The sequence below is a fragment of the Amycolatopsis lexingtonensis genome (genome assembly GCF_014873755.1).
In the GTDB taxonomy this organism is placed as follows: Bacteria; Actinomycetota; Actinomycetes; order Mycobacteriales; family Pseudonocardiaceae; genus Amycolatopsis; species Amycolatopsis lexingtonensis.
Genome location: NZ_JADBEG010000001.1, coordinates 2,415,202 through 2,427,968, shown reverse-complemented (window position 1 = coordinate 2,427,968; position 12,767 = coordinate 2,415,202). Strand labels below are relative to the sequence as shown.

Here is a 12,767-nt window from a genome sequence, read left to right as displayed (position 1 = left end):
TTCTCCGGCGGCGGCCGATGAATCCGGCGGCCGCCGCCGGTAGATACCGGTGGAGCCGCGCCAACGGGGCGCGGCGGGAACCACCGGGAGCAGTCATGAGCGTGATCGTCACCGAGTTCGTCACCCTGGACGGCGTCGCCGAGGACCCGGACGGCTCGGGTGGCACGGCCGCCGGCGGCTGGGCGTTCCGGCACGGGCCGGAGGCGGTGGCCGGGGACAAGTTCCGGCTCGGCTCGCTGCTCGAAACCGGCTCCCTGCTGCTCGGCCGCACCACGTGGGAGCTCTTCTCGAAGCTCTGGCCCGGCCGCACGGACGAGTTCGCCGCCCGGCTCAACGCGGCCCGGAAGCTGGTCGTCTCACGGACGCTGACCGACGTGACGGCTTGGCAGAACTCCTCGCTGCTGCAGGGAGATCTCCTCGAAACGGCCGAGCGCCACGACGGGGACCTGATCGTGATCGGCTCGATCGGGATCGCGCAGGCGCTCGCCCGGCGTGACCTCGTCGACGAGTACCGGCTGCTCGTGTTCCCGAGCCTGGTGGGCGCGGGACGGCGGCTGTTCGACGGCGTGGCGCCCGCGGATCTGCGGCTGGCTTCCAGCACGGCGGTCGGCGCCGCGGTGCTGAGCACCTACCGGACGCGCTAGGTCCGCAGCAGGCTCCCGAACCAGCCGCCCAGCACCTGCTGGACCTCGGCGCGCGTCTGCGCCGGGGCGTCCGCCGCGGCGATCATCCGCGCCGCTTCCATGACGGCGCTGAGCACGAGCTGGGCCAGGGCGCGGACGGGCTGGTCGACGATCAGCCCGTCGGCCCTGGCCTGCTCCAGCACGGTGACGAGCAGGCCGAGGCCGTACTCCGCTTCGATCTCGCGCCAGACCTCCCACCCCAGCACGGCCGGGGCGTCGGTGAGGGAGATGCGGCGGACCTCCTCGCGCAGGCAGGCGTCGAGGAAGACGCCCAGCGCTTGGAGCATGCCGGTCAGCGGGTCGGCGGCGCCGTCGAACGCGGCTTCGACCTCCTCGGTCAGCTCGCGTTCGAGTTCCTCGACGACGGCGCGGAACAGGCCCTGCTTGTCGCCGTAGTGGTGGTACAGCGCGCCCCGGGTGACCCCGGCCGCGCGGGTGATCTCGTCCGCCGGCACGGCCTGGTAGCCGCGGACGGCGAACAGTTCGCGCGCGGCGGCGACCAAGGCGGCCTTCGTGCCGGCGGAACGGTCCTGCTGGGTACGTCGCACCCGCCTAATCTGCCATGACGCCCGCGAACTCGACGACGTGGCGGGCCAGCGCGGCGGGCTGGTCCTCGGAGATGAAGGTGTAGGAGTCCGGCACCTCCACGAGTTTCGCGTCCGGCAGCAGCGCGGCGAGCCGGTGGGCCAGCCGGATCGGGAACAGCTTGTCCTCGGGGGCCCAGGCCAGCAGCACCGGCCGGGCGAAGGTCCGCAGCTGCTCGGCCGCGGCGAGGGTGTGCCGGGGGTGGACGTCCTTGAGCAGCTTGCGCAGGTCGCGGCGCACGCCGGCCGACTTCCGCAGCTGCCCGAGGTAGGCCTGCGCGACCGCGTCCGGCAGCGGCCGCTTGGTCACCCACCCGAACAGCAGCGGAAGGCGGTACAGCGCGCGGATCCGCAGCAGCTGCCCGAGCACGGCCATCGACCCGGGCACCCGCGCGATCGGCGGCAGCGCCTTGAAGATCGGCGGGAAGAAGTACTCGAAGCAGTCGGACGGCGTGAGCACCACCCGCGCGACCCGTTCCGGACGGCGGCTGAGCATGATCTGCGTCAGCGCTCCGCCGGTGTCGTTCGCGACGAGCGTGACGTCGCGGAGATCGAGCGCCTCGAGGAAATCGGCGATCACGTCGGCGTTCCCGGCGGGGGAGAGGTCGGCGTCGGCGCGCATCGGCAGGTCGTGCGAGCCGAGCGGCAGGTCCGGTGCCAGGCACCGGAACCCGGCCGCGGCGACGTCGGGCACCACCTTCCGCCAGAGCTCCGCGTTCGTCAGCACCCCGTGGACGAACACCACCGGGGCGCCCGAGCCCCGCTCGAAGTACCGCACCTCGCCGGCGGGCAACCGGACGCGGTGCTCCTGACCCAGGGTTTCGCTCCGCTTCGTCATGAGGCCAGGTTACATACATGGTGTATGTATGTAAATCCGATGACGCTCAGTACGCGACGGTGAAGCGGGTCCGGTGGTGGCGCGGCCGTTCCGCCTCGTCCAGCAGCGCGACCGCGAAGTCCTCCATCGAGATGGCCGACCGGCCGTCGGCGCCGACGAGCAATTCGTCACCGCCCAGCCGGTAGTGGCCGGTCCGCTCGCCCGGTTCCAGGAGCGCGGGCGGGCTGGCGTAGGTCCAGTCGACGGTGGTGTCGGCCCGGTACACGTCGTGCTGCGCCCGGCACGCCGAAGCGATCGGGCGCAGCTCCGCGGGGAGGTCCGGGGCGTCGAGCACGGTCGTCCCGGCCGGCGTGGTCAGCGTGGCCGCGCCGCCGACGGCCAGCAGGCGCACCCCGGTCCCGGCCAGGCCTTTCAGCAGGCCGCGGGTCGCCTCTATGAGTTCGTCCTCCCGGCCGGGCGCCGGGCGGGTCGCCGTGATCACGAGGTCCTGGCCGCGGCTCACCGCGGCGACGTCTTCGGGGTTCGCGGCGTCGCCGGCGCGCACGGGGACCGCCAGTCCCTCGGCGCGCCGGGGATCCCGGGCGACCGCGGTGACTTCGTGACCTCGGGTGACGGCTTCGGCGACGACCCGGCGGCCGACGTTGCCGGCGGCGCCGAACACGGTGATGCGCATGGTGCTCCCTCTCGGTTTGCTTAGCACTAAGAAGTCTAGCTTAGAGCTAAGTTAACTCTGCGCAAGAGGAGGTGGAGAATTCACCACGCGCGCGTCGGCCGTGGCCGAGTGGCGGGCCCGTGGTTGGCGGATCTTTGGTGGTCCGGTGTCTGCTGCGGGCCCCGTCGCCGTCCACCCGGAGGCCTTCGTGACCACTTTCGACCGTCGCACCCTGCTCAAGACCGGCGTCGTGCTCGCCGGCGGCGCCGCCGCGATGGCGGCTTTCCCCGGCGTCGCCTCGGCTTACTCGTGGCCGTCGTCGCTGCGGTCCGGCTCCACCGGGGCGGCGGTGAAGGAGCTGCAGATCCGCGTCGCCGGCTGGGCCGCCGACAGTCCGAAGCAGACCTACGTGGCCGTCGACGGCGACTTCGGGCCCGGGACGGCGGCCGCGCTGACGCGGTTCCAGACCGCGAACCACCTGCCCGCCACCGGGATCGCGGACTCCGACGACTTCGCCGCGCTCAACGCCCTCGAGTCGGCGGACGGCTCGACCGCCCACTTCGAGTTCAGCGAATTCACCTCGAAGGACGGCAGCAGCTTCGACGGCGGCAAAGTCGGCGCGGCCACGGTGAAGGAGAACGTCCGGCGGCTGATGTACAAGCTCGAAGCCCTGCGGCTCAAGGCGGGCGGGCGCGCGATCACGATCTCGTCCGGCTTCCGCAGCATCGCGCACAACCAGTCCATCGGCGGCGCGTCGAACAGCATGCACCTCTACGGGGTCGCGGCCGACATCTACGTCAGCGGGTTGAGCACCCGGCAGGTCTACGTCCTCGCCGAGGCCTGCGGCTTCTCCGGGCTGGAGCGCTACACGCTGTCGGACGCGCACCAGCACGTCGACAGCCGGGTCGAGTACGCCTACGGCTCGCAGAGCTGGTGGTGGGAGAGCGGCACGATCAGCTGAGGACGCGGTGGGCCCCCGGACTTGGCTTCGGGGAAAGGTCGGATCCGGGGGCGCCACCGCCCGCGGGACAGCTGACACGATGTCCTGCGGTGGAACCACCCTACGAACCGCCGGGCCGCCTGAACAGGGCCTCGATGCGGTGTCGAAGGTTTGTCGCCCGGTCGGTCACCGGACCTACCGAGAGTGGTGTTCGTGGTAGCCTGAAGTTGAAACTTCAATCTATTGCGTCCCGCGCGGGAGTCCCGATGTCGATCTTTCGCCTGAACCACGCCGTGCTCTACGTCCGCGACCTGGCGGAAAGCGTCGCGTTCTACCGGGACGTGCTGGGCTTCGGCTACATCGAGGGCGGCGACGCCCACCGCGGCGCGGCCTTCCTGCGGGCGCCCGGCTCGACCAACGACCACGATCTCGGGCTCTTCGAAATCGGCGCTCACGCCGAGGACTCCGGCGCCGGTCAGACGTCTGTCGGGCTGTACCACCTCGCGTGGGAGGTCGACACCCTCGGCGACCTCGAGCGGATCGCCGGCCGGCTCCGCGAGGCCGGCGCGCTGGTCGGCTCGTCGGACCACGGCACCACGAAGTCGTTGTACGCCAAGGATCCCAGTGGCATCGAGTTCGAGGTGGTCTGGATCATCCCGCGCGAGCTGCTGACCGAAGACGACCGGGCGAAGAGCGCGGGCATCGGCCGGCTCGACCTCGCGGGGGAGCTGGCGAAGTACGGCCCGGACGCGCGCAGCGGCGTGGGGATCTCCCGCTAGCGTCGCGCGTCGAAAGGTGCTCTCGCCCGGCCCGGACCAAAGGTCTTGAATGAGTCATTCAGGACCTCCGAAGACCTGAATGACTCATTCAAGACGTTGGCACTCGCGCCGCGCTGTCTCCGGACCTCGGACGCGCGACACGAGTAAGGTCCGGCGGCGCGGGGCGCCGCCGGACCTTACTCTCGCGTCAGGCCGTGACGCCGGCCCGTTCCGGCTGCGCTTCCCGCTGCCGGGTGGTGAGGTTGCCGAGCGCGAAGCGGCCGGGGCCGACGAACGCGACGATGAGCAGCGACCAGCAGAACAGCGTCGCCGCTTCGCCGCCGTTCTGGATCGGGAACAGGCCGTCCGGGGCGTGCGAGGTGAAGTACGCGTAGGCCATCGAGCCGGAGCCGAGCACGGCGGCGACCCGCGTGCCGAAGCCGACGCAGACGAGCACGCCGCAGACGAGCTGGATCAGCGCGGCCCACCAGCCCGGCCAGGCGCCGACGGCCGCGGGGGCCTTGGCGCCGAACAGGCCGAACAGGGTCTTGAGGCCGTGGCAGGCGAACAAGAAGCCGATGACGATGCGGTACAGCCCGATGACGTGCTCGCGGGCCGGGTTCAGGCGGTGCATGGTGCCTCCGGTGTCGGTGCGGGCGGCATCGAACCGGCCGGGGGAGGGACCGGCCGCTGCGAATTCGGTTCGCTCAGATATACCGTCCGTCCGTCACTCGTCACAAGGTCCTAAGGTCGGTTAAGCACATTTAAGTAAAGTGATTCACCGGACTTTCCGGCTGTGGGCAACGCAAAGCCGCCGTCAGGGTGATCTTGCCGAACTGGTCCAGACCAGTTTGCGGAGTGGTCCGTTGCATGTTTCGGGAATGTTTCGGAATTAATCGCGTTCGCCGTCATTGTTCTGAGAAAATTCTGAGGAGCGCACCGTACCCTGCCGGGTCGCGCCGGCGACGCGGCTGAGCGGAGGCCTTGACGCTGTCCGATGTGGACGAACGACACGCACTCCGGGTCCCCGAATGTGACACTTCCGGTCGATATCGCACAGGTGATGTCGCCTTTCGCCGGTGAGGGCGGGACGTTCGCCGACGCGACATTCGACAGGATCGACGTGTTCCTCGATGAGCTTGATCCACGACCCCGTAGAGTGGCTCCATGGTGGACGAAGAAGTCGTCTCGGAGCGCATCCGGCAGATCGCCGCCACCCTCGCGGACCGCGCGGGCGAGCTCACCGGGGAACTGGTCCAGCTGTACGCCGCCGACCTGCCGCAGCTGGTCAACGACGACGAGCGCATGGTGAGCCTGCTGTCGGCGAGCGTCTACCAGAACATCGAGACCGCGCTGCAGATCTTCCGGCACGGCATCGACCCGGCGACCGTCGAGCCGCCGGCCGCGGCGATGGAGTACGCGCGGCGGCTGGCGCAGCGCGGCACGCCGGTGTTCGACCTGATCCGCGCCTACGACCTCGGCCAGGCCGCGATGCTCGACTTCGGGTTCCAGGAATGCATCCGCGTGGTCGACGACGCGGCCCTGCTCGGCGCCATGATGCGGCGGCTGCTGAAGGTCGCCTACGAGTTCATCACCCGGGTGGTCCGCCAGCTCGTCGGCGTCTACCAGGACGAACGCGACCGCTGGCTGCTCAACCGGAGTGCCGCGCGGGCCGCCAAGGTGCTGGACCTGCTGGGCGAGAACGGCGGCCCGACCGACGTCGACGCGGCCGAGGCGGTGATCGGCTACCGCCTGCGTGGCACGCACGTCGGGCTCGTCATCTGGCACGCGTCCGAGGCCCACGACGTGCTGTCGCACCTGGAGTCGGTCGCCGGGGCGGTGCTGGAGCGGGCCGGCGGGGAAGGCCGTCCGCTGTTCGTGCCCCGCGACGAAGCCGGGGCCTGGGCCTGGCTGCCGGTCGCGTCGGTCCACCGCGAGCACCTCGACGCGGCGCTCGCGGACGCCGACCCGGGCGTGCGGGTGACCGTCGGTGATCCCGGCACCGGCGTCGACGGCTTCCGCGACACCCACCAGCAGGCCCGCCGGGTGCACGCGCTGGCGCTGGCCGCCGGTGAGCACTGCGACCGCGTCCTGACCTTCCGCGAGGTGGGCACGGTGGCGCTGATGACGAGCGACCTCAACGCGGCGCGGCTGTGGGTCGCGAGCACGCTCGGGCCGATGTCGGCCGACGACGAGAACTGCGGACGGCTGCGCGAGACGCTGCGGGTGTTCCTCGCCTCCGGCGGCAGCTACACCGCGGCGGCCGCCGAGCTGACGATGCACAAGAACTCCGTCCAGTACCGCGTCCGCAAGGCGCAGGAGCTGTTGCCGCGCGGGCTGGGCGAGGGACGGCTGGACGTCGAGCTGGCGCTGAACCTGTGCCAGCGGCTCGGCGCGGCGGTGCTGTCCCCGGCGTGACTTTGGTGTCCCGGACCACCGGTGGCGATGATCGTTGGGTCGCGAGCACGAAGCCGTGATCGGCCGTTCGGCCTACGTTTCCGGTATGGGTGAGAACGGTGGGATGCTCGCGCTGGTGCGGCTTCGCCGAGGTGTCGTCGGCGAGAGCAGACGCGTCTGCCACCTGATCCCCGTGCCCACCGGCCCGGTCCCGGAACACCTGACGGCGCTGTGCGGTGAGGCGATCTTCCCCGGCGAGGCCGAAGTGCTCGACGGGCTGCGCGGCATGCCCTGCCACGCGTGCCTGATGGAGAGCGCGCCGGCGGGCGGAAACTTCCTGGCCAACGCGGGCTGAGCCGCGCCGGCCCCGCGGTCCGTGAATGCCACATCGAGGGCCTATACGTCTCTCGATGTGGCATTCACGGCTTTCCGGCCGGGCTAGAGCGAGCCCCAGGCGTGCGCGCGCTGGAGCAGGTGGTCGCGCACCAGGCTGACCGCCGGGCGGGGCGGGGTCGCGCGGGTGACCAGGTACCAGGTGTTGAGCGGCGGCGTCTCGGGCTCGTGGACCAGCTCGACCGAACCCGACTCCAGCGCCGCGGCCGCGAGGTAGCGGGGCAGGACCGTCGCGCCGGCGCCGGCGACCACCACGGCGAGGATCGCGCGCAGGTCCGGGACCACCACCGCGACCCGGTTCGGCGGGCGTCTGCCGAACTCGCTGCGCCAGTAGCGGCGGATGATCGGCAGCTCGTCGGCGTACGCCACGAGGGGCAGGTGCGCCAGTGCGCCGACCGGGTCGGCCGCCAGCCGGGCCGGGTCGATGCCGCGGGCCAGGGCCGGGGCGGCCACCAGGACGAACTCCTCGTCGATCATCGGCGTCGCGGTCAGCGCGCGGTCGCGGGGCCGCACCGACGAGACGACCAGGTCGAGGCGGGCCGCGGTGAGCGCGGCGAGCAGTTCCTCGGCGAGGCCGAGCGTCACCGACAGCTGCAGCCCGCGCGTGGTCAGCGGGGTGAGCGCGGGCAGCACCCGGGTCGCCATCGCGTCGCTCGCGCCGCCGAGCGCCACCCGATCGAGTGGCACCGCGTCCTCCGGGCCGGCCGTGAGCGCGCCGCGCAGTTCGTCGATCCGGGTGCCGATGCGCGCGGCCAGCTCGACCGCGCGGCCGGTCGGCGCGGCGCCGTGGCGGGACCGGGTGAACAACGGCTCGCCCAGCTCCTTCTCCAGCCGGGACAGCTGGCCGGTGACGGCGGGCTGGGTCAGGCCCAGCTCCGCCGCCGCGGCCGAAAGCGAGCCGCGCCGGTAGACCGCGAGGAACGTGCTGAGCAGATCCAGACTTGGCACGCAAGCCACCTTCCATAAGTGACGTTATGGATGGTACGGACTACCCGCCGGGCTCGCGCGGTTGTCCCCGGCGTGCGGGGCACCGGGTCCCGCGGAAGAGGAAAACCCCGACATGGCAAGGATCCTGATGATCGTTTCGGCCGCCGACCGGCTGCGCCTCGCCGACGGCACCGACCACCCGACCGGCTTCTGGGCCGAGGAGGTCGCCGAGTCGCACCGGGTGCTCACCGAGGCCGGGCACCACGTCGACGTCGCCACCCCGGACGGGCGGCGGCCGGTCGCCGACCCGGTCAGTTTCGACGAGCGCGGCGGCGTCGACCCCGCGGCCGGTGCGAAGTACCGCGCGTACCTCGACGCGCTCGACGACCTGGCCGCGCCGATCAAGCTGGCCGACGCGACCGCCGACGGCTACGACGCGCTCTACCTGCCCGGCGGTCACGGGCCGATGGCCGACCTGGTGGCGGACCCCGCGCTCGGCCGGCTGCTGACCGCCGCGGACGACGAGGGCAAGCTCGTCGCGGCGCTGTGCCACGGCGTCGCCGGGCTCCTCGCCGCCCGCCGGGACGACGGGACGTTCGCCTTCGCCGGGCGCGCGATGACCTCCTTCAGCGACGACGAAGAACGCCAGGGCGGGCTGGGGGAGCGGACGCCGTTCTTCATCGAGGCCCGGCTGCGCGAGCAGGGTGCCGACGTGACGCCGGGTGCGCCGTGGTCGAGCACGGTCGTCGCCGACCGGAACCTCGTCACGGGCCAGAACCCGCAATCCAGTGTGGACACCGCGGCCCGCGTCGCGCGGCTGCTCGATTCTGGATCGATTTCGTGAAATGGGTTGTCGGTGAATATCCGACCGGCGAACTCCGCAATTCGGGAGCGTCACGCGCGGTAGTGGATCGGGTGTCCACAGTGGCGGGTGGGCTCACCGCGAGAGGGGATCACGTGGGAAATTCGTGCGTCTGGTCCAGGATCGATAGGTCATTCGGCTGAACTCTGCGGATTGCGTATCCCCACGCGGCGACTTGAGCCTTAACCTTGCGTGATTCTTCACCATGAATCGCACTGGGGAGTGAGATGAAGTCGACGTCACCGCCGTGGTTTCCGCGCGCCCATTCGCCGTCGGGAGCCGACACCGAGCGATGACGCAAGACGGCTGCATCAGACGTTTCGCGGGAATCGCGGGGCAGTCGCCCGACCGGATCGCGGTCGTCGAGCACGACTCGGCGGTGAGCTACGCGCGGCTGGCCGGGCTGGCCGGCGGGCACGCCGCCCGGCTGCTCGACGCCGGCGTCCGGCCGGGCGAGTTCGTCGGCCTGCTGACCGGGCACGGGACCGCCGCGATCGCGGCGATCCTCGGCACCCTGGCCGCGGGCTGCACGTACGTCCCGCTCGACCCGACGTTCCCGCGGGACCGGCTCGCCCACCAGGTCGCGGCGGCCCGCGTGTCGGCCGTGCTCACCATCCCCGAGCACGGCGACCTCGCGGAAGCGTTGTGCCGCAACGCTGCCGCGCGGGTCGTGGAGTCCGGGCCGGACACCGCGCCGCTGCCGGTGCCCGACCCGGACCCGGCCGCGCCGGCCTACGTGCTGTTCACCTCCGGCTCCACCGGGACGCCGAAGGCGGTCGCGCAGACCCACCGCAACCTGCTGCACGTCGTGGACAACCAGATCGCGTCGCTCGGCATCACCGCCGCCGACCGGCTCAGCCTGCTGGCGTCCTTCGGCTTCGACGCGGCGATCCCGGACCTCTACCCGGCGCTGCTGACCGGCGCCGCCGTGGTGCCGGTGGACGTCCGCGCCCACGGCGTCGCCCACGCCGCCCGTGAACTCGCGCGGCACCGGGTCACCGTCTACCACTCGACGCCGACGGTCTACCGCCACCTCCTGGACGCGCTCGACGGCGACCTGCCGTCGGTGCGGACCGTCCTGCTCGGCGGTGAGCAGGCCACCTACGCCGACGTCCGCCGCGGTCGCTTCGCCCCCGAATGCGTGTACGTCAACGGGTACGGCGCGACCGAGGTGACCTTCGCCGCGCAGTACCGGCTGACCGCCGCCGACGTCCCGGCCGGCGCCACCGGCCCGCTGCCGATCGGTACCGCGCTGCCCGGCTACGCGCTCACCGTGCTCGACGGCGGTGAGCTCGAAGTCAGCGGCGAGTACCTGGTCGACGGCTACTTCGACCAGCCGGGCCCGGCGTTCGGCACCACCGGCGACGGCGTCCGCAGCTACCGCACCGGCGACCTCGGCGAGGTCCGGCCGGACGGGACCATCGTCTGCCTCGGCCGCCTCGACCGGCAGGTGAAGGTCCGCGGGTTCCGGGTCGAGCTGACCGAGATCGAAGCCCGCCTCGGCGAACAGCCGGGCGTCGCCGAAGCCCGCTCGATCGTGCGGGACGGCGAGCTGCTCGCTTACGTCGTGCCGGCCGGCGAGCCGGACGTGACGGCGCTGCGGGCCGCGCTGGCCGAGGTGCTGCCCGCGCATTCGGTACCGTCCGCGGTCGTCGCCGTCCCGGCGTTCCCGCTCACGGTCACGGGGAAGCTCGACGAGGAAGCACTTCCGGATCCCCGGCCGCCCGCGCCCGTCCCGGCCGGGCCGATGACCGCGGCGCAGCGGCGGGTGCACGCGATCTGGGCCGCCGTGCTGGGGCACGAGGGGTTCGGCACCGAGGACGCCTTCTTCGACGTCGGCGGGCATTCCCTGCTTCTGGGCCGGGTCCAGCAGCGGCTGGCCGCGGAGTCCGGCGTGGACGTTCCGCTGCTCGGGCTGCTGGAGCGCCCGACGGTCGCGGCGCAAGCCGCCTACCTGGAACCGGCCCCTTCGGACGAACCCCGTGCGGCCGCGGCCGAAGCCGAGGAGGACGAGCCGGGCAGCGACCTGATCGCCGTCGTCGGGCTCGCCTGCCGGTTCCCGGGCGCGCCCGACGCGGACGCGTTCTGGTGGAACCTCTGCGCGGGCGCCGACGCGATCCACGACTACACCGACGACGAGCTGGCCGCGCTCGGCATCGGACCCGGCCTGCGCGGCGACCCCGCGCACGTGCGGGCGGGCGGCCGTCTCGACGGCGTCGAGGACTTCGACGCCGGGTTCTTCGGGTTCACCGCGGAGGAAGCGGCGCGCACCGACCCGCAGCACCGCCTGTTCCTGGAGGCCGCGTGGCGGGCGCTGGAGGACGCGGGCCGCGACCCGGCGCAGGAGCACGGCCCGGTCGGGGTGTTCACCTCCGCCGGGGTCAACCGGTACTTCCTCTTCCACCTCTTCGGGAACCCGGCCGTCACCGGAGACGTCGACCCGGACGACTGGGAGGGCCGGCTGCTCGGCCGCCAGCTCACCGACCACCTGCCCGGCCAGGTCGCCTACCGGCTGGGGCTGACCGGGCCGGCGGTCGCCGTCCAAAGTGCTTGCTCCAGCTCGCTCGCCGCGGTCGGCCTGGCCGCGCAGAGCCTCGCCGAATACCGCTGCGACCTGGCGATCGCCGGTGGGGTGAGCGTCACGTGGCCGCGGTACCGCGCGGGCGGCCTCGCGTCGGCGGACGGCCGCTGCCGCTCGTTCGACGCGGCCGCCGACGGGGCCGGGTTCGGCTCCGGCGCCGGGGTCGTGGTGCTGCGGCGGCTGTCCGACGCGCTCGCCGACCGCGACCACATCCACGCCGTGCTGCCCGGCTGGGCGATGACCAACGACGGCGCCGACCGCGCCGGGTACGCCGTGCCGAGCCCGGCGGGCCAGGCGGCCGCGATCGCGGAGGCACTGGCCGTGGCCGAAGTGGACCCGGCCGAGGTGCGGCTGATCGAGGCGCACGGCAGTGGCACGCCGCTGGGCGACGCCATCGAAGTCGCCGCGCTCAACCGGGTGTACCGCGACGTCCCGCCCGGCACGTGCGCGCTCGGCTCGGTCAAGACGAACATCGGGCACCTCGACGCGGCCGCCGGGGTGGCCGGCCTGATCAAGGCGGTGCTTTCGGTGCGCCACGGCGTGATCCCGCCGAACCTGCACTTCACCGCGCCGCACCCGGAGGTCGACCTGGCGGGTGGCCCGTGCTTCGTGCCGGTCAAGGCCACCGACTGGCCCGACGCGCCCCGCCGGGTGGCCGGGGTCAGCGCGTTCGGCCTGGGCGGCACCAACGTTCACGTCGTCGTCGAAGAAGCACCGGCGCCGGGCTCGCGCGTGACGGCCGGGGGACCGCACGTCCTGCCGGTGTCGGCGCGGGACCCGGAAGCCCTGCGCCAGGCCCTATCCGCGCTGCGGGACCGGCTCGCCGCCAACCCGCCGGACCTCGCCGACGCCGCTTACACCCTCGCGGTGGGCCGCCGGGAGTTCGCCTGCCGAGCGGCTGTGGTTGCTTCGACCGCCGAGGAAGCCGTCGAGGGGCTCGGCACCCTCTTGGCCGAGGGCGGCGACGTGGCCGGGCCGCCCGGTGCCGCACGCGAGCTGGCGCTGCGCTGGACCGGCGGCGACAGCGTCGACTGGACCGCCCGCCACGACGGCGCCGAGCCCGGGCGGGTGCCGCTGCCCGGCTACCCGTTCCAGCGCGTGCGGTGCTGGATCGACCCACCGGTTCCGGGACACCACCCATGAGCCGCACGC

The 12,767-nt window shown here is 72.6% G+C and carries 12 protein-coding genes; 7 read left to right on the top strand and 5 right to left on the bottom strand.

The window, feature by feature from the left end:
• Window positions 1–95: 95 nt before the first annotated feature.
• Window positions 96–644, top strand: coding sequence for a dihydrofolate reductase family protein (locus tag H4696_RS11250; protein WP_086858222.1), 549 nt, complete (start codon window positions 96–98; stop codon window positions 642–644).
• Here the strand turns inward: H4696_RS11250 and H4696_RS11245 are convergent.
• Genes H4696_RS11245 through H4696_RS11235 form a run of 3 tightly spaced genes read right to left on the bottom strand, consistent with a single transcriptional unit; the run spans window position 641 to window position 2,778 of the window.
• Complete coding sequence (locus H4696_RS11245; protein WP_086858221.1) at window positions 641–1,231, bottom strand: TetR/AcrR family transcriptional regulator; 591 nt, start codon at window positions 1,229–1,231, stop codon at window positions 641–643. The genes H4696_RS11250 and H4696_RS11245 overlap by 4 nt on opposite strands.
• A gap of 4 nt (window positions 1,232–1,235) precedes the next feature.
• Window positions 1,236–2,105, bottom strand: coding sequence for an alpha/beta fold hydrolase (locus H4696_RS11240; RefSeq protein ID WP_086858220.1), 870 nt, complete (start codon window positions 2,103–2,105; stop codon window positions 1,236–1,238).
• A 46-nt stretch (window positions 2,106–2,151) separates the two neighbouring features.
• Window positions 2,152–2,778, bottom strand: a complete 627-nt coding sequence (locus tag H4696_RS11235) for an NAD(P)-dependent oxidoreductase (protein WP_086858219.1) — start codon at window positions 2,776–2,778, stop codon at window positions 2,152–2,154.
• Between the two features lie 187 nt (window positions 2,779–2,965).
• Between H4696_RS11235 and H4696_RS11230 the strand changes: the two genes are divergently transcribed.
• The gene (locus tag H4696_RS11230) at window positions 2,966–3,718 is read left to right on the top strand and encodes a D-Ala-D-Ala carboxypeptidase family metallohydrolase (RefSeq protein ID WP_249026924.1); all 753 of its coding nucleotides are present in this window, start codon (window positions 2,966–2,968) and stop codon (window positions 3,716–3,718) included.
• Between the two features lie 245 nt (window positions 3,719–3,963).
• Window positions 3,964–4,476, top strand: a complete 513-nt coding sequence (locus H4696_RS11225; protein ID WP_086858218.1) for a VOC family protein — start codon at window positions 3,964–3,966, stop codon at window positions 4,474–4,476.
• Window positions 4,477–4,663: 187 nt separating this feature from the next.
• On the opposite strand, the gene H4696_RS11220 is transcribed toward H4696_RS11225, so the two are convergent.
• Window positions 4,664–5,089, bottom strand: coding sequence for a DoxX family protein (locus H4696_RS11220; protein WP_086858217.1), 426 nt, complete (start codon window positions 5,087–5,089; stop codon window positions 4,664–4,666).
• A gap of 533 nt (window positions 5,090–5,622) precedes the next feature.
• On the opposite strand from H4696_RS11220, the gene H4696_RS11215 reads away from it, so the two are divergent.
• Complete coding sequence (locus tag H4696_RS11215) at window positions 5,623–6,873, top strand: PucR family transcriptional regulator (protein ID WP_086858216.1); 1,251 nt, start codon at window positions 5,623–5,625, stop codon at window positions 6,871–6,873.
• 85 nt (window positions 6,874–6,958) lie between these two features.
• The gene (locus tag H4696_RS11210) at window positions 6,959–7,207 is read left to right on the top strand and encodes a hypothetical protein (protein WP_225955646.1); all 249 of its coding nucleotides are present in this window, start codon (window positions 6,959–6,961) and stop codon (window positions 7,205–7,207) included.
• 83 nt (window positions 7,208–7,290) lie between these two features.
• Here the strand turns inward: H4696_RS11210 and H4696_RS11205 are convergent, their stop codons facing one another.
• Entirely contained in the window at window positions 7,291–8,193 is a 903-nt protein-coding gene (locus H4696_RS11205) for a LysR family transcriptional regulator (protein ID WP_086858215.1), read from the bottom strand.
• A 112-nt stretch (window positions 8,194–8,305) separates the two neighbouring features.
• Here H4696_RS11205 and H4696_RS11200 point away from each other — a divergent pair, with 112 nt between their 5' ends.
• The gene (locus H4696_RS11200; RefSeq protein ID WP_086858214.1) at window positions 8,306–9,016 is read left to right on the top strand and encodes a type 1 glutamine amidotransferase domain-containing protein; all 711 of its coding nucleotides are present in this window, start codon (window positions 8,306–8,308) and stop codon (window positions 9,014–9,016) included.
• Between the two features lie 310 nt (window positions 9,017–9,326).
• Entirely contained in the window at window positions 9,327–12,758 is a 3,432-nt protein-coding gene (locus tag H4696_RS11195) for a beta-ketoacyl synthase N-terminal-like domain-containing protein (protein ID WP_086858213.1), read from the top strand.
• Window positions 12,759–12,767: the final 9 nt, after the last annotated feature.